This window comes from Pseudomonas sp. AC239, from assembly GCF_979258545.1.
Map to the genome: position 1 here is coordinate 5,408,054 of NZ_OZ409864.1, position 20,698 is coordinate 5,428,751.

The following is a 20,698-nucleotide window of genomic DNA, read 5'->3' on the forward strand; positions in this document are numbered from 1 at the left end:
GTCACCGAATGTGTTGCCTGACACACCCTCTTCGCGAGCAAGCCCGCTCCCACAAAAGAACCGCCGCTGGTAGTTAATTCACGGCGCAACACATACCACTGTGGGAGCGGGCTTGCCCGCGAAAGCATTCTGTCAGTCACCGCTGCATTGTTTGACACACCCTCTTCGCGAGCAAGCCCGCTCCCACAAAGGAACCACCGCTGGTAGGTAAAGTGCGGCGCAACACATACCCAATGTGGGAGCGGGCTTGCCCGCGAAAGCATTCAGTCAGTCACCGAATGCATTGCCTGACACGCCCTCTTCGCGAGCAAGCTCACTCCCACAAAGGAACCACCGCGGGTAGGTAAAGTGCGGCGCAACACCTACCCACTGTGGGAGCGGGCTTGCCCGCGAAAGCATTTTGTCAGTCGTAAAATGCATTGCCTGACACACCCTCTTCGCGAGCAAGCCCGCTCCCACAAAAGAACCGCCGCTGGTAGTTAATTCACGGCGCAACACATACCCAATGTGGGAGCGGGCTTGCCCGCGAAAGCATTCTGTCAGTCACCGCTGCATTGTTTGACACACCCTCTTCGCGAGCAAGCCCGCTCCCACAAAGGAACCACCGCGGGTAGGTAAAGTGCGGCGCAACACCTACCCACTGTGGGAGCGGGCTTGCCCGCGAAAGCATTCTGTCAGTCACCGCTGCATTGTTTGACACACCCTCTTCGCGAGCAAGCCCGCTCCCAAAAAGGAACCACCGCGGGTAGGTAAAGTGCGGCGCAACACCTACCCAATGTGGGAGCGGGCTTGCCCGCGACAGCATTCTGTCAGTCACCGCTGCATTGTTTGACACACCCTCTTCGCGAGCAAGCCCGCTCCCACACAAGAACCGCTGCTGGTAGTTAATTCACGTCGCAACACACCCACTGTGGGAGCGGGCTTGCTCGCGAAAGCATTTTGCCAGTCGTCAAATGCATTGCCTGACACGCCCTCTTCGCGAGCAAGCCCGCTCCCACACAAGAACCGCTGCTGGTAGTTAATTCACGGCGCAACGCATACCCACTGTGGGAGCGAGCCTGCTCGCGAAAGCGTCCTGTCAGTCACCGCTGCATCGACTGAAACACCCTCTTCGCGAGCAAGCTCACTCCCACAAGCTCTGCTTCGATTTACAAATATTTCAACCAACTGATATCCCGCCGCCGCGCCTTGAGTGCCGAAAACCAGCGCACTGCCGGGAACAACACCACGGCAAGAATCATCGCCGCCAGCCACACCGCCGTCACCGTCGAAAAACCGAAATAGCTGCCCTGATTCAGGCCGAACAGCGCCACACCAATCAGGTACAGCACCTTCAACGCATACAGATGCAGCAGATAGAAAAACATCGGCGCCGAGCCGAACACCGTCAGCCAGCCAATCCAGCGGCGACCCTGCACGCGCTCAAAGGCGAGCAGCAGCAACAGCCCCACGCTCACAGTCAACCCGATGAACAGCAGTGACGGCGGATATTTGGTGATATTGAAAAAGCTCATCAGTGTCTGCACCAGCGAATCGCTGATCGCCCACGGCTTTTCGCCGTAGCCGTTGATCAAACGCAGCACCACAAATCCCAGCAATCCACCGGCCCCGGCCATCAGCAAACGACGCTGGCGCACCGCCGCGTCCATGCCCCGAGCGAACCACGGCCCCAGCGCGTACCCCAAACCGATCACACCGATCCACGGCAGCAGCGGATACGAGGTACGCAGGCGCAGGGTTTCGCTGATCTCAATCCAGCCGCGGTCATGCAGGATCGCCCAAGGGACATGCATCGCCGACTCGACCGGGAAATGCACCGCGTCCAGCAGATTGTGCCCGGCGATGATCGCTACGCTCAGCAGCAACACCGCACGCGGCAACCAGACCAGCAGCGCCAGCGCGATCATGCTCAGGCCGATCGCCCAGATCACCTGCAGGTAGATCACGCTCGGCGGCAACTGGAACGTCCAGGCGAAGTTCACCAAGGTGAACTCCAGCGCCACGAGGAACAAACCGCGCTTGAACAGAAACGCGCTGACATCGGCTTTACCGGCGTATTTTTCGCCGTACAACCATGCCGACAAACCGGTCAGCAAGACGAATACCGGCGCACACAAATGCGCCAATGTGCGGCTGAAAAACAGCGCCGGCTCGGTGCTGGTGATGTCCATCGGATCGGAGACCTGGCGGTGCAGCAGGAAGGTTTCGCGTACATGATCAAGTAGCATGAACAGGATCACCAGGCCTCTGAGCGCATCAATGGAGAGCAGCCGGCCAGTCGTCAGTGGGGCAGAACGGGGAAGCGCTGGGGTCATGGATCTTTCGCAATCGAGAGGAATAACACCGGGCAGCCACAATGACGCCCTCGAATTTTTCGTTACCTTATAACATCAAAAAAGCAAAACCCAAACATCCCGACATCGAGGTTGCCCCTCCACCCCAGCCTTCTATAGTGAACAGGTACGTCTTGCCCCTGAGCGTTGTCCATGATCAACACCCAACACCTGATCATCTGCGAGCACTGTGATTGCGTGTACGAGAAAGTCGTGCTCGCCAAACACCAGAAAACCCTGTGCGTGCGCTGCGGTGGCGTGCTGCAGCGTTTCAACGGCCTGACCATCGAGCAGCGTCTGGCATTGACGTTTACGGCGGCGATGCTGTGGCTGTTCGCCAATTTCTATCCGGTGATGAGCATCAGCCTCAAAGGCATGAAAAACAGCGCGACCCTGTGGGATTCGGTGCTCGCGCTGAGCCAGGGGCCGATCACCTTCATCGCGATGGTCGCAGCGATTGCGATCATCATCGCCCCGGCGTTTCAGCTAGTGTTGCTGGTCTGGGTGTTGAGTTTCGCCCTCGGCATGAGGCGGGCACCGGGGTTCAATCTGTGCATGCGCTGGCTGGAAACCCTGCGCCCGTGGAGCATGCTTGAGGTGTGTCTGCTGGGGGCGATGGTCGCGGTGTTCAAACTCGCCGGCCTGCTCGATGTGCTGCCGGGGATCGGCCTGTTTGCCCTGGCGGTGCTGAGCCTGATGATGATCCGCATTGCCGGCCGTGACATCCGCGAACTCTGGGACATTTTATGAAGCGTCCACCGACCGCCAGCGAGCTCAACCTGTGCCTGTGCCACAGCTGTGGCCTGGCCTGCGACATGACCGACGAGCCCCACCAATGCCCACGCTGCGATGCACCGCTGCATCGGCGCAAGACCAATTCACTGACGCGCACATGGGCGTACATGCTCGCTGCACTGGTCTTCTATATCCCGGCCAATCTGCTGCCAGTGATGAATACGGTGATGCTCGGCAACGGCGCCGACAGCACGATCATGAGCGGCGTGCTGGAGTTCTGGGAGGCCGGAGCGTGGGACATCGCCCTGATCATTTTCATCGCCAGTATCGCGGTGCCGGGGGTCAAGTTCGTCGCCCTGACCTTGCTGCTGGTCACGGTGCAGCGAAACAGCGATTGGGCGCGCAAGGAGCGTTCGAAGTTGTACCGCTTCGTCGAGCTGATCGGCTATTGGTCGATGCTCGACGTGCTGGTGGTCGCGCTGGTCGCGGCGCTGGTGAAATTCCAGGCGCTGGGCGATATCGAGCCACGACCGGGCATCCTGTTCTTCGGCCTGGTCGTGGTGTTCACCATGCTCGCGGCGATGAGTTTCGACCCGCGCCTGATCTGGGACAGGGACACCAGCGACACGGTCAGCGACGCAGCGCCTCCAGCAGCACCTGCAACGGATGGCGCAGCGCCTGATCCGACTGGCGCTTGACCTGGCTGCGGCAGGAATAGCCGGTCGCCAACGCCTCGCCCTGCTCCGCCGGAGCCTGCACCTGACGCGCCCACGATTGCTCGTAAATGACTGCCGAGGTCTGGCGGTTGCGTGCTTCGTGGCCATAAGTACCGGACATGCCGCAGCAACCGGTAGCCTGCGTGGCCAGCTTCAGACCGGCACGTTCGAAGACCTGTTCCCACTGGCGAGTCGCGGCCGGCGCGTTGGTTTTCTCCGTGCAATGGGCGAGCAGACGGAACGCTTTGGGTTGAGCCTCAGGCGTCCGTTCTGGCATGACCTTGAGTAACCATTCCTGCACCAGCGCCACTTCAGGACATTCATTCAAGCCCGGCACTTTGAGGTATTCCTGGCGATAGACCAAAGTCATCGCCGGATCCAGCCCCAGCAGCGGCACGCCGGTCTGCGCCAGTGCCTGCAACTGCTCAGTGTTACGCAACGCCGCGCGATTGAACGCCGAGAGAAAGCCCTGCACGTGCAGCGGCTTGCCGTTGGCGCTGAACGGCGCGAGATAGACCTGATAACCCAGGCGCGAAATCAGCTCGACCAGATCAGCCAGCAGCGGCGCTTCGAAGTAGCGGGTGAAGGCGTCCTGCACGATGACCACGCTGCGTTCGCGTTGCTCTGAGGTCAGTGCCGACAGCGTTGCAACCGTTGCTGGCTGCACCTGCCAACGGCGCATCGCCGCGTGGAAATCGAAACGGCTGAGCAACGGCACATCGACCATGCCACCGATCCGCGCCAGTGCGCCACGCACCCAGCCCGCGCCCATCAAGCCGTTGTACAGCGCCGGAATATGCGCCATGTACGGAATGGTGTATTCCAGCGAGGCAATCAGGTAATCCCGTGCCGGACGCAGATAACGACTGTGATACAGCTCGAGAAAACGCGAGCGGAATTCCGGCACGTTGACCTTCACCGGGCACTGCCCCGCGCAGGATTTACAGGCCAGACAACCGGCCATGGCGTCGTACACCTCATGGGAAAAATCCGCCGACGGATCGCGGCTGTTGCGCCAGCGCTGCCACAGCGTGCTGAAAAACGCCGGTTTGCGGATTACGTCCGAGAGCACATCGACGCCCGCCTCGCCCTGCAACCGCAGCCATTCGCGAATCAATGACGCGCGACCCTTGGGCGATTGCGCGCGTTCGCGGGTGGCTTTCCACGACGGGCACATGGCGTCATCGGGGTCGAAGTTGTAGCAGGCGCCGTTACCGTTGCAGTGCATGGCCGCGCCGTAGCTTTGCCAGACTTTCTCGTCGATCTGCCGATCCAGCTCGCCGCGCAGGGTCACTTCATCGATTTTCAGCAGCGCTGCGCCGCTGTTCGCTGGCGTGGCGATTTTGCCCGGGTTGAACTGATTGAAAGGGTCGAACGCTGCTTTCAAGGCTTGCAGCGCCGGGTACAACTCGCCGAAGAATGCCGGCGCGTATTCCGAACGCAGGCCCTTGCCATGCTCGCCCCAGAGCAGGCCGCCGTAGCGCTGGGTCAACGCGGCGACGCCATCGGACACCGGGCGTACCAGCGCCGCTTGCTGCGGGTCTTTCATGTCGAGGATCGGCCGAACGTGCAGCACGCCGGCGTCGACATGGCCGAACATGCCGTACTGCAAACCGTGGCTGTCGAGCAAATCGCGTAGCTCGGCGATGTATTCGGCCAAGTGCTGCGGCGGCACTGCGGTGTCTTCAACGAACGGCTGCGGGCGGGCTTCGCCGGCGACGTTGCCGAGCAGGCCCACCGCCCGTTTGCGCATACCGTAGACCTTGTTCACCGCTGCCTGACCAACCGCCAGCGTATGGCCCAGGCGCTCCACGGTGCGGTCGTTTTGCAGGTGTTCGAGGAACGCTTCGACGTGGCGTTGCAGGTCTTCGGGATCGTCACCGCAGAACTCGACCAGGTTGATGCCCAGCGTCGGCCGCTCAGCGTTTTCAGGAAAATATTCGGCAACGCCGTGCCAGACGATGTCCTGCATCGCCAACAACAAGACCTTGGAGTCAACGGTTTCAATCGACAACGGCTTGAGCGCCATCAACGCCCGCGCATCACGCAAGGCATCCATGAACCCGGCATAGCGGATATTCACCAGCATCGTGTGTTTGGGAATCGGCAGCACGTTGAGCCGCGCTTCGACGACGAAGCCCAGCGAGCCTTCAGCGCCACAGAGCACGCTGTTGAGGTTGAAGCGCTGATCGGCCTCGCGCAGATGCGCCAGGTCATAACCGGTCAGGCAGCGGTTGAGATCGGGAAAGCGTGCTTTGATCAGCTCGCCCTGTTCATCAATGATCTGCCGCGCACAACGATAGACTTCGCCGACGCGATCATCGCGGGCGCACTGCGCTGCAAGCTCATCCGCGGCCAGCGGCAGGCCGTGCAGACACTCGCCGCCGCGCAGGATCATCTCAAGCTCCAGCACATGGTCGCGGGTCTTGCCGTAGGTGCAACTGCCCTGGCCGCTGGCGTCGGTGTTGATCATGCCGCCGACCGTGGCGCGGTTCGAGGTCGACAGTTCCGGGGCGAAAAACAGCCCGGCGGATTTCAGCGCGGCGTTGAGCTGGTCCTTGACCACACCGGCCTGCACCCGCACCCAGCGCTGTTCAACGTTGATTTCCAGAATGCGATTCATGTGCCGCGACAGGTCGACGACGATGCCGTCCGTCAGCGATTGGCCGTTGGTGCCGGTGCCACCGCCACGCGGGGTGATCACCACTTTCTCGTACGCTGGTTCGGCAATCAGCCGCGCCACACGTGCAACGTCTTCGGCGTCCAGCGGAAACACCGCCGCTTGCGGCAAGCGCTGATAGATCGAGTTGTCGGTCGCGAGCACCACGCGGCTGGCGTAATCAGCGCTGATTTCCCCGCGAAAGCCGCTGTCTTTCAGGGCGGCGAGGAATTGTTGGTAATCGCCGGTCAGGGCTTTGGCGGGCGACAGCTGGGCAATCATCGGTCGGGTCATCTCGGTCAAATCGGGCTGTGTGGCGGTGAACAGTTGTGCGCAAGGAATGATTGCGTCAGGCTCCGCCATCTGATTGCGCCCATGTTCATTGCTGGCCAGCCATGGAACAAGCGTAAATTCGACCCGCTATCAATGAGTTTTACGAATGAATCCGCGCACTCTCACACCGTCCATGTCGCTGCTGCTGGCTTTCGAGGCCGCCGCTCGGCATGAAAGCTACACCCGCGCCGCCCATGAACTGTCACTGACGCAGAGCGCGGTCAGCCGTCAGGTGCAGATTCTCGAGAAGATGCTCGGCATGCGCCTGTTCAGCCGCGAAGGCCGGCAGGTGGTGCTGACGGATGTCGGGCGCATGTATCAGCGCGAGCTCAGCGAAGCCCTCGGGCAGATCCGCAGCGCGACCTTGCAGGCGATGGCGTTTGGTTCAGGCATTCACAGCCTGCGCCTGGCGACGCTGCCGACCTTCGGTTCGAAATGGTTGCTGCCACGGCTCAAGGATTTCTACACGGCGCATCCAGGCATGACCGTGCACCTGCATTCGCGGATCGAAACCATCGACTTCGACACCAGCGAAATCGACGCCGCCATCTGCGTCGGCGGTGGAGAATGGCCTGGCCTGACTGCCCTGCCCCTGCACACCGAAGAATTGGTGGCGATTGCCAGCGCGCAGCTGTCGGCGACTGAACGCGACGAGGCCGAGCGGCACATGGCCGGGCAATTACTGCTCAACGTCAGCAGCAATGCCCAGGCGTGGGCGGAATGGTTCAGCCATCATCAACTGCCGCATCGCAGCATGCGGATCGGGCCGAGCTTCGAAATGACCTCGCACTTGATTCAGGCAGTACGCGCCAATATCGGCGTGGGCCTGGTGCCGCGGATTCTGGTCGAGGAGGAATTGCTCAAGGGCGAATTGCTGCAACTGGGCGAACCGATTACCAGCCGGCGCAGCTATTACCTGGTGTATCCGCCGCGCAATGAGAATCTGCCTTCATTGAAGGCGTTTCGGGATTGGCTAATTGATACCCTCTGAAGGATCGAGTCGCGGCCATTCGCGAGCAGGCTCGCTCCCACAGGGAAATGTATGCCAAGTGTGGGAGCGAGCCTGCTCGCGAAGATGCCAGTCGCAACGACCTTAAAACCTCGGTTTGACCGCCCGCCAATCAGCCTTGTACCGCTGCATCTGCCGCACGTCATCGCGCTGGCGAATCCCGCACGTCAGGTACTGATCATGCAGCTTGGCCAGTTGCTCATGATCCAGCTCCAGCCCGAGCCCCGGCGCGCGGGTGATCTTCACGCAGCCATCAACGATCGGCAGCTTGCCACCCTTGATCACTTCCTCGTCCGGCTCCTGCCACGGGTAGTGGGTGTCGCAGGCGTAATCCAGATTCGGCACCGCCGCCGCGACGTGCGCCATGGCCATCAGGCTGATGCCCAGGTGCGAGTTGGAATGCATCGACACGCCAAGGCCGAATACGTCGCACATTTTCGCCAGCGTCTGCGTGTCACGCAGGCCACCCCAGTAATGGTGGTCGGCGAGGACGATCTGCACGCTGTTCTGCGCAACGCTGCGGCGGAACTCGTCGAAATCAGTGACCACCATATTGGTCGCCAAGGGCAGACCGGTGCGCTTGTGCAGTTCGGCCATGCCATCGAGGCCCGGGGTCGGGTCTTCGTAATACTGCAGGTCATCGCCAAGCAGTTCGGCCATGCGAATCGCCGTCTCCAGCGACCAGTTGCCGTTCGGATCGATGCGCAGCGGCAATCCCGGGAAAGCTTTCTTCAGCGCCTTGATGCAAGCCACTTCATGCTCCGGCGGCAAGGTACCGGCCTTGAGCTTGATGCTCTTGAAACCGTAGGCTTCGATCATTCGCGCTGCCTGGGCGACGATCTGCTGCTCGTGCAGCGCCTCGCCCCAGTTGTCCGGTTTGTAGGGCGATTCGATATGTTCGGCGTATTTGAAAAACAGGTAAGCGCTGAACGGCACTTCATCGCGGATCGCGCCGCCGAGCAGGTCCACCAGCGGCACGTTCAGGTAGTGCGCCTGCAGATCGAGAAACGCCACTTCGAACGCCGAGTAGGCGTTGCTCACCGCTTTGCTGGCGTGGGAGCCGGGGGCCAGTTCAGCGCCAGCGACGCTGGCGGGTTTATTCGCCGCGACGGTAGCCTGCACGATCACGCGCAGTTGATTGAGGTTGAACGGATCGAGGCCGATCAACTGGCTCTGCAATTGTTGCTGGATCGCCAGGGCCGGGGCATCGCCGTAGCTTTCGCCGAGGCCGATGTAGCCGTTGTCGCTCTCGATTTCGATGATCGAGCGCAGGGCAAAAGGTTCGTGAATGCCGCTGGCGTTGAGCAATGGCGGATCACGGAAGGCAATCGGGGTGACGCTGACACGGGTGATTTTCAAGATGACGCTCCTGACAGATCAACAATCGATTCAGTGGCTCGCGGCCGGACGAGCCGGCGCCACAACGGCGGCTTCGTCACTTGGCTTTGCCGGGGTTTGGCCTTTGGCGCCGGGCGCCGTGCGGGCGAAGAAGATCACTACGGCGGCGATCAGCGATGTCGCCGCAAGGCCATACAGGCCGCCCTCGATGGAGCCGGTGGTTTGTTCAAGAATGCCGAACGCGGTCGGCGCGACGAAGCCGCCAAGGTTGCCGATGGAGTTGATCAGCGCGATCACCGCCGCAGCGATGCGCGCATCCAGATAGCTTTGCGGAATCGGCCAGAACAGCGCCGACGCCGCTTTGAAACCGATGGCGGCAAAGCAGATGGCGACGAAGGCAAACACCGGCCCGCCGGTGGTCGACATGAACATACCGATGGCGGCGATCACCAAGGTCAGCGCGACCCAGGCCTGTTGGAATTTCCATTTGCCGGCCATCGCCGCGAAGCCGTACATGGCGACAATCGATATGATCCATGGAATGGAGTTGAGCAGCCCGACCTGAAAATCGCCGAGGTTACCCATCTTCTTGATCATGCTCGGCAACCAGAACGTAGCGCCGTAAATGGTCAGCGCGATGGAGAAATAGATGAAGCAGAACAGCGCGATCTGCCGGTCAGCCAGCAGCTTGAACATCGATGGTTTGGCGACTTGTACTGCTTCGCGAACGCGTTGTTCTTCGGCAATCGCCGCGACCAGCGCTTCGCGCTCTTCCTCGCTCAGCCACTTGGCTTGACGCGGGTGTGATTGCAGCCAGAACCAGACGAATGCGCACAACACCACCGACGCTGCGCCTTCGATCAGAAACATCCACTGCCAGCCGTGCATGCCGAGCCCGCTGATATGCAGCAGCGCACCGGACACCGGGCCGGAAATCACCGAGGCAATCGCCGAGCCGCTGAGAAACACCGCCATGGTTTTGCCGCGCTCGGACGCTGGCAGCCACTGGGTGAAGTAATAAATGATCCCCGGGAAGAACCCAGCCTCGGCCGCGCCCAGGATAAAGCGCAGTACGTAGAAGCTGGTTTCACCCTGAACGAAAGCCATGGCCATGGCCGCGGCGCCCCAGGTGAACATGATCCGGGTCAGCCAGACCCGCGCGCCGTAGCGCTGCAACAGCATGTTCGACGGCACTTCGAACAGTGCGTAACCGATGAAAAACAGCCCGGCGCCAAGTCCATAAGCCGCTGCGCCGATACCCAGATCGGTCTCCAGATGGCTGCGCACGAAACCGATGTTGACCCGGTCGATGTAGTTGACGATGAACATCACCACGAACAGCGGCAACACGTGACGCTTGACCTTGGCGGCGGCGCGGGCGAGCACCGTGATGTCCGGCGGACTCTGGAGGGTTTTCAAGGGGCGACTCCCGATCTTGTTTTTTTAGGGATGACTTGAAGCGATGAGCCGATCATGGACGCCGCGCATTGATCCCGTCTAATCTAAACTGGCACTCGATTGATACCCGGATTAGATCAATGTTCGAACTCACCCAGCTGCGCTGCTTTACCACGGTGGCCACCGAACTCAATTTCCGCCGCGCCGCCGAACGCTTGAACATGACCCAGCCACCGCTGAGCCGGCAGATTCAGCTGCTGGAGCATCACCTCGGCGTCGAGTTGTTCACCCGCAGCACCCGCAGCGTTGCGCTGACGGCGGCGGGCCGGGCATTTTTTGTCGAAGCGCAGAATCTGCTGGAGCGCGCGCAGCAAGCGGCAGTCACCGCACGCCGGTTTGCAGAGGGCGACATTGGCTCGGTGAACATCGCGTTCGTCGGCAGCGCGGTGTATGAGTTTCTGCCAAAGGTGATCGCCGAAGCGCGGCTCAAACAGCCTCAGGTGAAAATCGATCTGGCAGAGATGAACACCTATCAGCAGCACGAAGCGTTGCGCGCTCGCCGTATCGACCTTGGCATTGCCCGAGCGCCATTGCAGGAACCCGGCTACGCCACTGAATGCCTGGTGCGCGAGCCGTTTGTGCTGGCAGTGCCAAGCGGGCATAGATTGGCAAATGCAGCTGAGGTGTCAGTGACTGACCTGGATAAACAGCCGTTCCTGATGTACTCCCATGAAGCCTATCCCCCGTTCAACGAACTGTTGACCGGCACGCTGCGCTCAGCGCGGGTGGCACCGGATTACGTGCAGTGGCTGGGCTCATCATTGACGATCCTGGCGTTGGTCAACGCCGGTATGGGTCTGGCGCTGGTACCGCGTTGCGCGACCAGCGTGGTGTTCAGGAATGTGGTATTTCGCGAGATCGATCTGGGCGAAGGGGTGCAGAGCGAGCTGCATCTGATCTGGCGAGAAAACAATGACAACCCGGCGTTCGCGATGTTGCTGGAGGCGATTCGCCGGGCGGTGGTGCAGGGTTGGGGCTGAAAATTATTGTGGCAACCTGTATTTGAGTGGCGGCGGAGCGCTCGGGGCTTTGATCAACGGCTCCTCCAGCGGCTTGCCGTCAGGCCCTGTGAACAGGCGTTCGTATTGCTTTGGCATTGGTCGCGGCGCTCTTGCAGTCGTCATGATGAACCCTCCGATACCGGGCTAAATTCAACCCACTTAACTTGCGCGGAATCTATCAGCAAAATTTCGGCACCAAAAGGCGTCGACTTGCCATCATCATTAACCCAACGTGGATTCTGCATCACGAACTGCCCGCAACTGGATGCGGACGGCCACTCCACAGGCCAGCCAAACACGCGCCTCTCGTCATGTAAATGCAGGGTTATGAACCGGTCGAACTGGGCGAAAGCGCAGAACCATTCACTTGGGAAAGAAGATTGTTTCGTGACGTTTCGCTTACGTAACCAACCGTGCAATTTGTCATTCGTCGCCAGGTAACAGGCAAACAATCCCAGCATCAGCGAAAACACAAATGCCCAGAGCGTTTGCGCCCGATCATCCCATTTTCCTAATGAAAACCCCTTCGAGCCAATCCACAAACAGAGGCTGCCCACCGCCAACACCGCGCCCTGAATCACAAACGTGAATATCAGCGCCTGCACAATCTGACCAAATGTATCCGGCCGCTTGAACGCCGTGAGTGAATAAAAGATCCAGGTCGATAAAAACCCGGGGATGAGGTACTGCAACAGCGGAATGATTTCCTTGACCAGATCATCCATGATCCGAGGCTCCTTTCAGTCATGCCGAACCCGTCACGGGCCGACATTCAAAGCCTAGTCCACGATCCTGCTGCGCCTCGCGGGCAACTGTCACAGCCCATTGCGAGCGAGCATCAGTAGACGTCATGCAAGAAAAAAGGCAGACACCGGAATTTCGGTGTCTGCCTTTTTGAGATCCGGGCGCCCGGTTACAGGCAGTCACGTACCGACTGGCGCAGGGCCCCGGACTTCGCCCAAGGCGGCCCCTGATAGAGGGACACTTTGCTGCCGTCCTTGTATTTGACGATATCGAGAATCTCATCCGCCGTGATAATGCTCGGCGCGGTAATCCGGTAGCCGTTGGAAATCGACGTCTGCGAAGTCTTGGCCACGTCCTTCTGCCACAACGGTAACAAACACGCGGCATATTCCTTGGGAGGCTTGTCACTGGTCTTGCTGAGGTTTGGCTCGCCCGGCACCAGCGATGCTGGTAACGAGCAACCCGTCAACAAGGCCAGGGTCAAAGTGCCAATCCATACGCGCATGCTGTTTACCTGTTCGGAAAAAACGTGAATGTACCGTTTAACCGTCGGCACATCCATCGTGGCATCCCGCCGTTACCGGCGTTTGGACAATTTTTTACATCCGTTCAGCCGGGCGTCAGATGACTCGGCCGCACCTTGAGAAATGCGACTACTCTTTTCTACCGAGAATGTTCTGGAGGTGATCATGCGGCTCAATGAATATGAACACGAACTTCAACGGGATTTGCAAAGCGTGGCATCGGACCTGAGATGGTCGGCAGTCGACCTCAAGCGCATCGCTGAGCAATTGCGCAAATCCGGTAACGAGGCCGACGCTCAGACTGTATTGCGGTCTTGCGAGATCCTGCAAAGCGACGAGGAAAGATTGCAGATTTATGCCAAGGAGGTGAAAGCCCGGACCATCAGCCGAACCAAGGTTCACTGAAGCACTTGAAGGCCTCAAACAAGAAGCCCCGGTCGAAACCGGGGCTCTTTCGTTACAACGGGTCAGCCGCCAATGTGGCTTTGCACTTGCCTGGAGCGTTTTTTGTAACCGGGAAGCGCCGCCGCGTAAGCCATCGCTTCCTCCCTGCTGGTGAATGACGCCAATCGGTCGCCCTGCGTGCAGACTCGCCATGGCCCGTTGTTCACGCTGAGGACGTCATAACCGTTCATGTGCAGCTTGTTCAGCATTGGAATGCTCATGAGCACCTCCTGTTTGCCAACGGTGTTTTCGGTGTACGGGCTTACCTTACACCCGCTCCCCGCTGCGGTGTAAACCGGATTCGCCCTGGCACATGTCAATTCACTGGCACTTTTTGCTACGCAAATGGCTCCGAATCAAGAGGGAACCTTTAAATCCGCTTGCGGCTCAAATATTGCAGTTTGATTACGGATTTATGACACGCATCAACAGGGCAAACATGAAAGTACGCGCCACCGTCATTTGCGAACAGGATCGCCATATCCTCCTGGTGCGCAAACCCCGCCATCACTGGTCTTTGCCCGGCGGCAAGGTCGAGCCCGGAGAAACCCGTGCGGCTGCAGCCGTGCGCGAGTTGCAGGAGGAAACCGGGCTGAATGCAGAGGACGTCCTGTACCTGATGGATTTTCAGGCGGGCAGTACGCGGCATCATGTGTACGAGGCTTCGGTGGTCAACCTCGACGATGTGCGCCCCCAGAATGAAATCGTCGATTGCATCTGGTACCCGCTCGATGCCGTGCACAATCTTGAAACCAATGACGCGACGCGGCGCATCGTGCAGGCCTTTCAAAGGCGTTTATAACGATCAGCCGGCGAACGCCCGGCGACCCGCGCTGATTTCCGTTCGCAACTCACCAATGAAATTTGAAATATCGCGAATCGTGACCAATTGTTCGGGAGATACGCCATCAAGCAACAGTTCGACACGCCCGCTTCCCGGCTCGTACACCTTGATGCGCAATAAACCCTGCGCGGTTGGCGCGCAATCACATTTGTAGTTCGGGAAGCCTGACTCGACGATGCGACAAATATCGGCAATGGCAAGCATGGGCGGACGCCTCGCAGGCGGAGAATCGATCCACCGAGCATAGATGCAGGACGCGTTTATTGCCTGGTCCGCAAATGCCAAACCGATCACAGATTATCCACGCCACTCAATGCGCGTCGTGGTCCCAGATCCAGTTCCACATTCCGGGCAGATTCACGGGTTCCGCGCTTTGCTGAACCGTACGCGCCAGGGCAGCTTTTTCCAGAGCAGCCTGATCGTCGTAGAACGGCTTGTTTGCCAGTCTAACCCCGGTTGCCGCCGCGCTATCGAGCAGAATCTGCAGATATTCTCGGGTGTGGCGCGCCGTGTAGCGATTGAGATCATGGAACGTCACTACCACCGGAACCACACCATCCACCGTCGGCAATTGGCCGAGCGCAATGCGCTCACGCACTTGCGATAACTGCCGCAACATGTTCGCCCGACGCCGAGGGCTGGCGTTGAAGCCCCAGATCTTGCCGTCGTTGGCACTCAAGTCCGTGAGCAAGACGTGCAAGCCGTGTTTTTGATAGGCCGCAAATGTGCGCTTGTCGTAGTTCCAGAACGGCGGGCGCAACAGCTTGGGCGGCGCTCCGGTAATAGCGGCGATGTCAGCGCTGCCATCGGTCAGCGATTGCTCCAGTTCTTGCGGCTCAAGCAAGCGATGATTGGTGTGCCAGTGAGTCGCGGTGTGAAAGGCGAGGATATGTCCCTCTACGTGCTCACGGCGCATGAGGCTGCGACCGATCTCGCTGTCACCCGCTCTGGATGCTCGGGTCTGCACGAAAAATACGGCTTTGATGTCTGCCTGCACCGGATTGCTCTTGAGGCTGTCGAGCACCGTGGCCGTGGGGTTCCACCACCCTGAAGCGCTGGGACCATCATCGAACGTCAACAAAAAACGCACGGGCGGCTGGGTCTTCAGTCGCGTTTCGGTTTGCGCGGTCATTTCGATCGGCGCGGCAATGCAGCCGGCCAGACCGAACGCGATGAGCGCCGCACAGAGAAGTTTGCATTCGGATGTCATGTTTGCCCTGAGTCCGGCCGCAGCCGTCGTGTTGTCGAATGGCAAAACTCCCTCGCCCGTTACCCTCCCCGCGCTGCTATCGGCGAGCGCAGGTTGGATAAGGTACACAGGGTTTGGTTCCGGTGCCGGTTTTCAGTGCGTCAAGGCTTGTTGAAATGAGGTGTCGATGATCCCCGCCGTGGCCAACGGTGCCGGCAGTGCTTTGACTTTGAACAGAAAGTCCGCCGTGCTCTGCAAATCCGCTGCCGCCTGCTGATTCACCGGCCCGACGGTCATGTGCGCTTGGCGTAACCAATGGCGCGAGACCTGCTGGTCGAGGTTGGCCTTTTTCGCCCAGAGATCGGCGTACTCGTCGGTGTGGTTATCAACCCAGGCGCGCGCCTGTTTGAGACGTCCGAGAAAATCGGCAATCGCCGCGCGCTTGCTGTCGATGGAAGGCGTCGACGCAGCAATGGCGCTCAGCCCTGGCATCAGGTTTTTTGCGGTCAGAATCGGTCGAGCGCCAGAGAACACGATCTGTTGCGAGATATACGGTTCCCACACCGGAAAGGCATCGATACTGCCTTGCGGGAGAGCGGCGGCCGCGTCGATCGGCATCAGCTTGACGAAGTCGACGTAGTTTTCCGGCAGGCCGCCCTGCTCCAGCGCGCGCAAGGTCAGTTGCTGACTCCAGGCTCCGGGCCAATACGCGACCTTCTTACCTTTGAGATCGGCAATGGTCTTTACCGGCGAATCCTTTGGCACCAACAGAGCAATGGTGTCCGGATTCTGCCGCGACACGCCAATCAGTTTCACCGGTGCCTGTTTGGCAGCGAGAAACAGGAAGCCCGAGTCGCCGAGAAACCCCAGATCCAGCGAGCCGGTCTGCAACGCTTCAGCGAGCGGCGCGGCAGCCTGGAAGTGTTTCCAGTCGACTGAGTAAGGTGCGTCTTTCAACACGCCCGAGGCTTCAATCGAAGCGCGAATGTTGTAGTAATTTTGGTCGCCAACATGCAGAACCACAGGCTCTGTTGCGTGGGCGACTGGGGCCGTGAACAAGGCTACGGTCAGTGCACGGCGTAGGAAACGAGACAGCTTCATGGCGAGTCCTGCAAAGGGGAATTGCATAGACCATAACGCTCTTGATTTCCGTTTTTAAATTCTAATTTTGCATAACGTAAGCACGGTATTTGCGCGTCTTCGAAACAGATGTGCTGGCGCGACTAGACTGAAATTTCCTCGAGGAGATTTCAGTCATGTGCGGAAGACTCACGCAGTACCGTGGGATTCATGATTTCGTTGCGGTGTTGAGCATTCCCGATGCGTTGGTCAATCACGTGGGCGATGCGCCGCTGGATCGCTACAACGCAGCGCCCACCACTGCGCTGGCGGTACTGCATCAGCACGAGCAGACCTTCCATGCCGACAATCTGCGCTGGGGCTGGCGGCCGCATTGGGCGAAGGATCGTCCGCCCCCTATCAACGCTCGGGTAGAGAAGGTCGCCCACGGCGCGTTCTTTCGGGCAATCTGGCGCCAGCGGCTGATCGTGCCGGTCGATAATTGGTTTGAGTGGGTTGATAGCGGGGAAAAATCCCGACAGCCCTGGTTGATCCGTCGGGCGGATCAAGCACCGGTTTTCTGCGCTGGCATCGGCCAGTTTCCGGTGCCGGGGGTTGCGCCGAGGGAGGACGACGGGTTCGTCATCATCACCGCTGACAGCCTGGGCGGCCTGCTCGATATTCATGATCGCCGCCCGGTGGTCTTCGATTCGGCGCGAGCTCGGGAATGGCTTGATCCTGCTACGCCAGTGGAACGCGCCGAGCAAATGCTGCTGTTTGAAGGCGAGCCCAGTGATGCGTTCGAATGGTACAAAGTCGGCAAAGCGGTCGGTAATACGCGTAATCAAGGTGCGCAATTGATAGAACGGGTCGACTGAATAATTACTTTATCGCTGCGTTAATCAAGCGAGCCCTCCACTGAATCCCGCGCGTTACTAAAAGTGTTTCAATCGCGATACACCCCTCGTAAAACAGCCGTTTGAGCGAATCAACCGCCTGTCAGACATTTCGACTGTCATACATACATTTTCCCGCGCTGCGGATAGCATGCGCGCCGCCTTTCCGATTGGTATACCAATTGACCAAAGAGTCAAAGAAATCAGGAATCCATCAACAACTTTCAAGCCTTGCAGAGAAATAAGTGAGCGACGATTTTGCAATCAAACAGGTCAGCGGCCTGAAGTGTGTCCATCTGTCCAAGACAGAACGCCTGGAACTCGACTGTTTTATCGGCCATTACATCAAGACCCGAAACCTGCACAGCGTGCCCGACATCGAGCGCACCTTGCGCAGCACCCTTGAGGGTTATCCCGGCCATCCGCCGGTGATGGTCAATGAGCTCAATGCGTGGATCGATCGAACGTTGGGGTACCGAGCGACCTACCCGGACTTCACGCAGCTGGAAGACCTCTGAAACGCGAAAAGCCCCGCTGATGCGGGGCTTTTCGTATGCGTTGTTCAAGGCTTCAAAGGCCGCTCCTGGTCGCGGTCCGACAACTCGCGGCTGTCATCGTGCTTCCAGGTTTTTTCCTGCCGTTTTTGCCGCTCGATTTCTTCTTCAGTTGGCTCATCATCTTCCGCACGCGTTTGCTCGGTTGCCATGTCCACCTCACCTCAGAACAGTTGCTGTCGTTAAAGGGTAGAACACTTTTGCGCGCCCGAATTCACCAAGGAATTTTGTCCCGCGCGGCGTACCATAGCGCCATCCACCCTTACGTCAGGAAGACACCATGCTGTACCGAATCGCCGCCGACGGGCTGGTGCTGTTTCACTTGTGTTTCATCTTGTTCGTGCTGTTCGGCGGGCTGCTGGTGCTGCGCTGGCCACGGTTGATGTGGCTGCACTTGCCGGCGGCCGCATGGGGCGTGGCGGTTGAAGTGCTGCACCTGACCTGTCCATTGACCTACTGGGAAAACCTGATGCGCCACGCGGCCGGGCAGACCGAATACGCCGGTGGCTTTATCGAGCATTACATCTGGCCGATCATCTATCCGGCAGGTCTGACCCCGCAGATTCAATTGGCGCTTGGTAGCGTGGTGCTGGCGATCAACCTGATCGTCTATGCGCGATTGCTGCGCTCGTGGAAACTGCGTCGCGCCCGGCGCATTCCGTTTTAGCGCGAGGCCGGTTTCAACGTTTCCAGCCACTGCGGATCGAAGCGTGGCTGGTCTGGATCAAGGCCCTGCGTCAGCATCCGCGCCTTGTGCTGTTCGACTTCGTCACGCAATAGGCCGTGATCGCTCGAATTGCCGTCCAACTCATGCATCTGCAGCAATCCCACGTGATAGAAACGCAACACCTTCATCGCCGTCGGATCGTTGTTCTGCACCGCCGCTGTCACCTGGTGCATGACATTGGTAATGCTCATCAGGCTACGCTTGAGACGCCAGCTGTATACCGCCGGAGCCATCCAGGTCTGATGCCAGAAACGCCCGCGCAACAACGCTGCGGTCAGCAGAAATGCCACAAATACTCCGCCAACATTGAAGCGCAGATTATCCCCGTCGGGCTCACCGAACACTGCCACCGCGACAGACGAAAACAGCATGGCCAACAACAGAAACAGCACGGCGATGATGACCGTGCTCCGGCGGGTCTGCTGACGAAAGGTAGCGGGGTCCATCGGCTGAATCTCGAACATCGAAAATGACTTCCCTGAGTGACAAAAGGCGCAACGGAAAAAACTCGCCGGCGCATTATCGCATCGCACAGGGTTTTAGCTATGCTGGGGCTCCTTTTCATCTTTTCAGCGTCCAACGGGGACATGGCGGTACAGCGCAGATCGTGCCATCTTCATTCATGGATACACATTATTCGGATGCCCTCCGCTGCGTTGCGGATGGCATCGTTTTAAGGATCACTGCATGACCCAACGACACGTAATCAATGCCTCGGTCAGCCCGAAAGGCAGTCTGGAAACCCTTTCTCAACGTGAAGTCCAGCAGCTGAGCGAAGCCGGTTCCGGCAGCACCTACACCCTCTTCCGCCAGTGCGCCCTGGCCATTCTCAACACCGGCGCCCATGTCGATAACGCCAAGACCATTCTCGAAGCCTACAAGGACTTTGAAATCCGCATTCACCAGCAGGATCGCGGCGTGCGCCTGGAGCTGCTGAACGCTCCGGCCGACGCGTTCGTCGACGGCGAGATGATCGCCAGCACCCGCGAGATGCTCTTCAGCGCCCTGCGCGACATTGTCTACACCGAGAACGAACTCGACAGCCAACGCATCGACCTGAGCAATTCCCAAGGCATCAGCGACTACGTGTTCCATCTGCTGCGCAACGCGCGCACCCTGCGCCCGGGCGTCGAGCCGAAAATCGTGGTGTGCTGGGGCGGTCACTCGATCAACACCGAAGAGTACAAATACACCAAGAAGGTCGGCCATGAGCTGGGCCTGCGCAGCCTCGACATCTGCACCGGTTGCGGCCCTGGCGTGATGAAAGGCCCAATGAAAGGCGCAACCATCGCCCATGCCAAACAGCGCATCCATGGCGGTCGCTACCTTGGCCTGACCGAACCAGGCATCATCGCTGCCGAAGCGCCTAACCCTATCGTCAATGAGCTGGTGATCCTGCCGGACATCGAAAAGCGTCTGGAAGCCTTCGTTCGCGTTGGCCACGGCATCATCATTTTTCCGGGCGGCGCCGGTACTGCCGAAGAATTCCTCTACCTGCTCGGCATCCTCATGCACCCGGACAACGCAGGCCTGCCCTTCCCGGTCATCCTCACCGGACCGAAGCATGCCGCGCCGTATCTGGAACAGCTGGATGCGTTCGTCATCGCGACCCTCGGCGAAGCGGCGAAGCAGCATTACGAGATCATTATCGACGACCCGGCCGAAGTGGCGCGGCAGATGACTCAAGGGCTGAAAGCGGTGAAGCAGTTCCGTCGTGAGCGTAACGACGCGTTTCACTTCAACTGGCTGTTGAAGATCGATGAAGGCTTCCAGCGCCCATTCGACCCGACCCACGAAAACATGGCCAACCTGAAACTGCACCGCGACCAGCCACCGCATGAACTGGCGGCCAATCTGCGTCGGGCGTTTTCCGGAATCGTCGCCGGCAACGTCAAGGACAAGGGCATTCGTCTGATCGAAGAACACGGGCCGTATCAGATCCGTGGCGATGCGGCGATCATGCAGCCGCTTGATGCGCTGCTAAAGGCATTCGTCGCCCAGCACCGGATGAAGTTGCCGGGTGGCGCGGCGTATGTGCCGTGCTACCAGGTCGTCGCATAATCTCAAGCCGTCACAAAAACCCAATGTGGGAGCTGGCTTGCCAGCGATAGCGGTCTTTCATTCAACAGAGACGT

Annotated in this window: 22 protein-coding genes; 10 read left to right on the top strand and 12 right to left on the bottom strand. The window is 59.3% G+C overall.

Annotated features, from left to right (window positions below; translation table 11 throughout):
• Positions 1-1,148: 1,148 nt before the first annotated feature.
• A complete protein-coding gene (locus ACZ0AZ_RS24475; protein WP_463538355.1) occupies positions 1,149-2,315 on the bottom strand; it encodes a DUF1624 domain-containing protein in 1,167 nt (388 codons plus the stop codon).
• A gap of 171 nt (positions 2,316-2,486) precedes the next feature.
• On the opposite strand from ACZ0AZ_RS24475, the gene ACZ0AZ_RS24480 reads away from it, so the two are divergent.
• Both ACZ0AZ_RS24480 and ACZ0AZ_RS24485 read left to right on the top strand, forming a co-directional pair.
• A complete protein-coding gene (locus tag ACZ0AZ_RS24480) occupies positions 2,487-3,083 on the top strand; it encodes a paraquat-inducible protein A (RefSeq protein WP_039763102.1) in 597 nt (198 codons plus the stop codon).
• Positions 3,080-3,766: a paraquat-inducible protein A gene (locus tag ACZ0AZ_RS24485; protein ID WP_039763103.1), complete on the top strand. Its 687-nt coding sequence runs from the start codon at positions 3,080-3,082 to the stop codon at positions 3,764-3,766. The genes ACZ0AZ_RS24480 and ACZ0AZ_RS24485 overlap by 4 nt, the downstream gene beginning before the upstream one ends.
• On the opposite strand, the gene ydiJ is transcribed toward ACZ0AZ_RS24485, so the two are convergent.
• The gene (gene ydiJ / locus ACZ0AZ_RS24490; protein ID WP_463538811.1) at positions 3,699-6,725 is read right to left on the bottom strand and encodes a D-2-hydroxyglutarate dehydrogenase YdiJ; all 3,027 of its coding nucleotides are present in this window, start codon (positions 6,723-6,725) and stop codon (positions 3,699-3,701) included. The genes ACZ0AZ_RS24485 and ydiJ overlap by 68 nt on opposite strands.
• Before the next feature lie 157 nt (positions 6,726-6,882).
• Here ydiJ and ACZ0AZ_RS24495 point away from each other — a divergent pair, with 157 nt between their 5' ends.
• Positions 6,883-7,767 carry a LysR substrate-binding domain-containing protein gene (locus ACZ0AZ_RS24495; protein ID WP_039763104.1) on the top strand — a complete coding sequence of 295 codons (885 nt, stop codon included), beginning with the start codon at positions 6,883-6,885 and terminating at the stop codon, positions 7,765-7,767.
• A 102-nt stretch (positions 7,768-7,869) separates the two neighbouring features.
• Here the strand turns inward: ACZ0AZ_RS24495 and ACZ0AZ_RS24500 are convergent, their stop codons facing one another.
• Together ACZ0AZ_RS24500 and ACZ0AZ_RS24505 are read right to left on the bottom strand one after the other, a co-directional pair.
• The gene (locus tag ACZ0AZ_RS24500) at positions 7,870-9,144 is read right to left on the bottom strand and encodes a glucarate dehydratase family protein (RefSeq protein WP_129999967.1); all 1,275 of its coding nucleotides are present in this window, start codon (positions 9,142-9,144) and stop codon (positions 7,870-7,872) included.
• A 30-nt stretch (positions 9,145-9,174) separates the two neighbouring features.
• Positions 9,175-10,542: an MFS transporter gene (locus ACZ0AZ_RS24505; RefSeq protein ID WP_129999968.1), complete on the bottom strand. Its 1,368-nt coding sequence runs from the start codon at positions 10,540-10,542 to the stop codon at positions 9,175-9,177.
• 119 nt (positions 10,543-10,661) lie between these two features.
• Between ACZ0AZ_RS24505 and ACZ0AZ_RS24510 the strand changes: the two genes are divergently transcribed.
• Positions 10,662-11,561, top strand: coding sequence for a LysR family transcriptional regulator (locus tag ACZ0AZ_RS24510; protein WP_039763107.1), 900 nt, complete (start codon positions 10,662-10,664; stop codon positions 11,559-11,561).
• Positions 11,562-11,701: 140 nt separating this feature from the next.
• Here ACZ0AZ_RS24510 and ACZ0AZ_RS24515 read toward each other — a convergent pair whose 3' ends face one another.
• Together ACZ0AZ_RS24515 and ACZ0AZ_RS24520 are read right to left on the bottom strand one after the other, a co-directional pair.
• Positions 11,702-12,307: a DUF6338 family protein gene (locus tag ACZ0AZ_RS24515; RefSeq protein WP_039763108.1), complete on the bottom strand. Its 606-nt coding sequence runs from the start codon at positions 12,305-12,307 to the stop codon at positions 11,702-11,704.
• Positions 12,308-12,495: 188 nt separating this feature from the next.
• Entirely contained in the window at positions 12,496-12,831 is a 336-nt protein-coding gene (locus tag ACZ0AZ_RS24520; RefSeq protein ID WP_129999970.1) for a hypothetical protein, read from the bottom strand.
• 184 nt (positions 12,832-13,015) lie between these two features.
• Between ACZ0AZ_RS24520 and ACZ0AZ_RS24525 the strand changes: the two genes are divergently transcribed.
• Complete coding sequence (locus ACZ0AZ_RS24525; protein ID WP_039763471.1) at positions 13,016-13,255, top strand: hypothetical protein; 240 nt, start codon at positions 13,016-13,018, stop codon at positions 13,253-13,255.
• A gap of 62 nt (positions 13,256-13,317) precedes the next feature.
• Here the strand turns inward: ACZ0AZ_RS24525 and ACZ0AZ_RS24530 are convergent, their stop codons facing one another.
• Positions 13,318-13,515 carry a hypothetical protein gene (locus ACZ0AZ_RS24530; RefSeq protein WP_039763109.1) on the bottom strand — a complete coding sequence of 66 codons (198 nt, stop codon included), beginning with the start codon at positions 13,513-13,515 and terminating at the stop codon, positions 13,318-13,320.
• Positions 13,516-13,733: 218 nt separating this feature from the next.
• On the opposite strand from ACZ0AZ_RS24530, the gene ACZ0AZ_RS24535 reads away from it, so the two are divergent.
• Entirely contained in the window at positions 13,734-14,096 is a 363-nt protein-coding gene (locus ACZ0AZ_RS24535) for an NUDIX hydrolase (RefSeq protein WP_051600742.1), read from the top strand.
• 3 nt (positions 14,097-14,099) lie between these two features.
• On the opposite strand, the gene ACZ0AZ_RS24540 is transcribed toward ACZ0AZ_RS24535, so the two are convergent.
• The 3 genes from ACZ0AZ_RS24540 to ACZ0AZ_RS24550 all read right to left on the bottom strand — a co-directional run bounded on the left by ACZ0AZ_RS24540 (position 14,100) and on the right by ACZ0AZ_RS24550 (position 16,428).
• On the bottom strand, positions 14,100-14,342 hold the full coding sequence (locus ACZ0AZ_RS24540) for a DUF1652 domain-containing protein (RefSeq protein WP_039763110.1): 243 nt from the start codon (positions 14,340-14,342) through the stop codon (positions 14,100-14,102).
• Between the two features lie 106 nt (positions 14,343-14,448).
• Positions 14,449-15,348 (bottom strand): polysaccharide deacetylase family protein, encoded by a 900-nt coding sequence (locus ACZ0AZ_RS24545; protein WP_129999971.1) that lies wholly within the window; start codon positions 15,346-15,348, stop codon positions 14,449-14,451.
• 132 nt (positions 15,349-15,480) lie between these two features.
• The gene (locus tag ACZ0AZ_RS24550) at positions 15,481-16,428 is read right to left on the bottom strand and encodes an ABC transporter substrate-binding protein (protein WP_129999972.1); all 948 of its coding nucleotides are present in this window, start codon (positions 16,426-16,428) and stop codon (positions 15,481-15,483) included.
• 155 nt (positions 16,429-16,583) lie between these two features.
• Here ACZ0AZ_RS24550 and ACZ0AZ_RS24555 point away from each other — a divergent pair, with 155 nt between their 5' ends.
• On the top strand, positions 16,584-17,264 hold the full coding sequence (locus tag ACZ0AZ_RS24555) for an SOS response-associated peptidase (RefSeq protein ID WP_463538356.1): 681 nt from the start codon (positions 16,584-16,586) through the stop codon (positions 17,262-17,264).
• 263 nt (positions 17,265-17,527) lie between these two features.
• On the top strand, positions 17,528-17,800 hold the full coding sequence (locus tag ACZ0AZ_RS24560; RefSeq protein WP_042606722.1) for a hypothetical protein: 273 nt from the start codon (positions 17,528-17,530) through the stop codon (positions 17,798-17,800).
• A 44-nt stretch (positions 17,801-17,844) separates the two neighbouring features.
• Here the strand turns inward: ACZ0AZ_RS24560 and ACZ0AZ_RS24565 are convergent, their stop codons facing one another.
• A complete protein-coding gene (locus ACZ0AZ_RS24565; RefSeq protein WP_024013238.1) occupies positions 17,845-17,988 on the bottom strand; it encodes a hypothetical protein in 144 nt (47 codons plus the stop codon).
• A 128-nt stretch (positions 17,989-18,116) separates the two neighbouring features.
• Here ACZ0AZ_RS24565 and ACZ0AZ_RS24570 point away from each other — a divergent pair, with 128 nt between their 5' ends.
• On the top strand, positions 18,117-18,503 hold the full coding sequence (locus tag ACZ0AZ_RS24570; RefSeq protein WP_039763115.1) for a DUF2784 domain-containing protein: 387 nt from the start codon (positions 18,117-18,119) through the stop codon (positions 18,501-18,503).
• On the opposite strand, the gene ACZ0AZ_RS24575 is transcribed toward ACZ0AZ_RS24570, so the two are convergent.
• Complete coding sequence (locus ACZ0AZ_RS24575; RefSeq protein WP_434765874.1) at positions 18,500-19,027, bottom strand: DUF3087 domain-containing protein; 528 nt, start codon at positions 19,025-19,027, stop codon at positions 18,500-18,502. The genes ACZ0AZ_RS24570 and ACZ0AZ_RS24575 overlap by 4 nt on opposite strands.
• A 223-nt stretch (positions 19,028-19,250) precedes the next feature.
• Here ACZ0AZ_RS24575 and ppnN point away from each other — a divergent pair, with 223 nt between their 5' ends.
• Positions 19,251-20,624 (top strand): nucleotide 5'-monophosphate nucleosidase PpnN, encoded by a 1,374-nt coding sequence (gene ppnN, locus ACZ0AZ_RS24580; protein WP_039763117.1) that lies wholly within the window; start codon positions 19,251-19,253, stop codon positions 20,622-20,624.
• Positions 20,625-20,698: the final 74 nt, after the last annotated feature.

Excerpts from the sequence above, each read along its gene's own strand:
- ACZ0AZ_RS24485 (WP_039763103.1), top strand. The coding sequence starts at position 3,080 with ATGAAGCGTCCACCGACCGCCAGCGAGCTCAACCTGTGCCTGTGCCAC.
- ACZ0AZ_RS24515 (WP_039763108.1), bottom strand. The coding sequence starts at position 12,307 with ATGGATGATCTGGTCAAGGAAATCATTCCGCTGTTGCAGTACCTCATC.
- ppnN (WP_039763117.1), top strand. The coding sequence starts at position 19,251 with ATGACCCAACGACACGTAATCAATGCCTCGGTCAGCCCGAAAGGCAGT.
- ACZ0AZ_RS24550 (WP_129999972.1), bottom strand. The coding sequence starts at position 16,428 with ATGAAGCTGTCTCGTTTCCTACGCCGTGCACTGACCGTAGCCTTGTTC.
- ydiJ (WP_463538811.1), bottom strand. The coding sequence starts at position 6,725 with ATGATTGCCCAGCTGTCGCCCGCCAAAGCCCTGACCGGCGATTACCAA.
- ACZ0AZ_RS24530 (WP_039763109.1), bottom strand. The coding sequence starts at position 13,515 with ATGAGCATTCCAATGCTGAACAAGCTGCACATGAACGGTTATGACGTC.
- ACZ0AZ_RS24545 (WP_129999971.1), bottom strand. The coding sequence starts at position 15,348 with ATGACATCCGAATGCAAACTTCTCTGTGCGGCGCTCATCGCGTTCGGT.
- ACZ0AZ_RS24525 (WP_039763471.1), top strand. The coding sequence starts at position 13,016 with ATGCGGCTCAATGAATATGAACACGAACTTCAACGGGATTTGCAAAGC.
- ACZ0AZ_RS24575 (WP_434765874.1), bottom strand. The coding sequence starts at position 19,027 with ATGTTCGAGATTCAGCCGATGGACCCCGCTACCTTTCGTCAGCAGACC.
- ACZ0AZ_RS24495 (WP_039763104.1), top strand. The coding sequence starts at position 6,883 with ATGAATCCGCGCACTCTCACACCGTCCATGTCGCTGCTGCTGGCTTTC.
- ACZ0AZ_RS24565 (WP_024013238.1), bottom strand. The coding sequence starts at position 17,988 with ATGGCAACCGAGCAAACGCGTGCGGAAGATGATGAGCCAACTGAAGAA.
- ACZ0AZ_RS24480 (WP_039763102.1), top strand. The coding sequence starts at position 2,487 with ATGATCAACACCCAACACCTGATCATCTGCGAGCACTGTGATTGCGTG.
- ACZ0AZ_RS24570 (WP_039763115.1), top strand. The coding sequence starts at position 18,117 with ATGCTGTACCGAATCGCCGCCGACGGGCTGGTGCTGTTTCACTTGTGT.
- ACZ0AZ_RS24555 (WP_463538356.1), top strand. The coding sequence starts at position 16,584 with ATGTGCGGAAGACTCACGCAGTACCGTGGGATTCATGATTTCGTTGCG.
- ACZ0AZ_RS24520 (WP_129999970.1), bottom strand. The coding sequence starts at position 12,831 with ATGCGCGTATGGATTGGCACTTTGACCCTGGCCTTGTTGACGGGTTGC.
- ACZ0AZ_RS24475 (WP_463538355.1), bottom strand. The coding sequence starts at position 2,315 with ATGACCCCAGCGCTTCCCCGTTCTGCCCCACTGACGACTGGCCGGCTG.
- ACZ0AZ_RS24510 (WP_039763107.1), top strand. The coding sequence starts at position 10,662 with ATGTTCGAACTCACCCAGCTGCGCTGCTTTACCACGGTGGCCACCGAA.
- ACZ0AZ_RS24540 (WP_039763110.1), bottom strand. The coding sequence starts at position 14,342 with ATGCTTGCCATTGCCGATATTTGTCGCATCGTCGAGTCAGGCTTCCCG.
- ACZ0AZ_RS24535 (WP_051600742.1), top strand. The coding sequence starts at position 13,734 with ATGAAAGTACGCGCCACCGTCATTTGCGAACAGGATCGCCATATCCTC.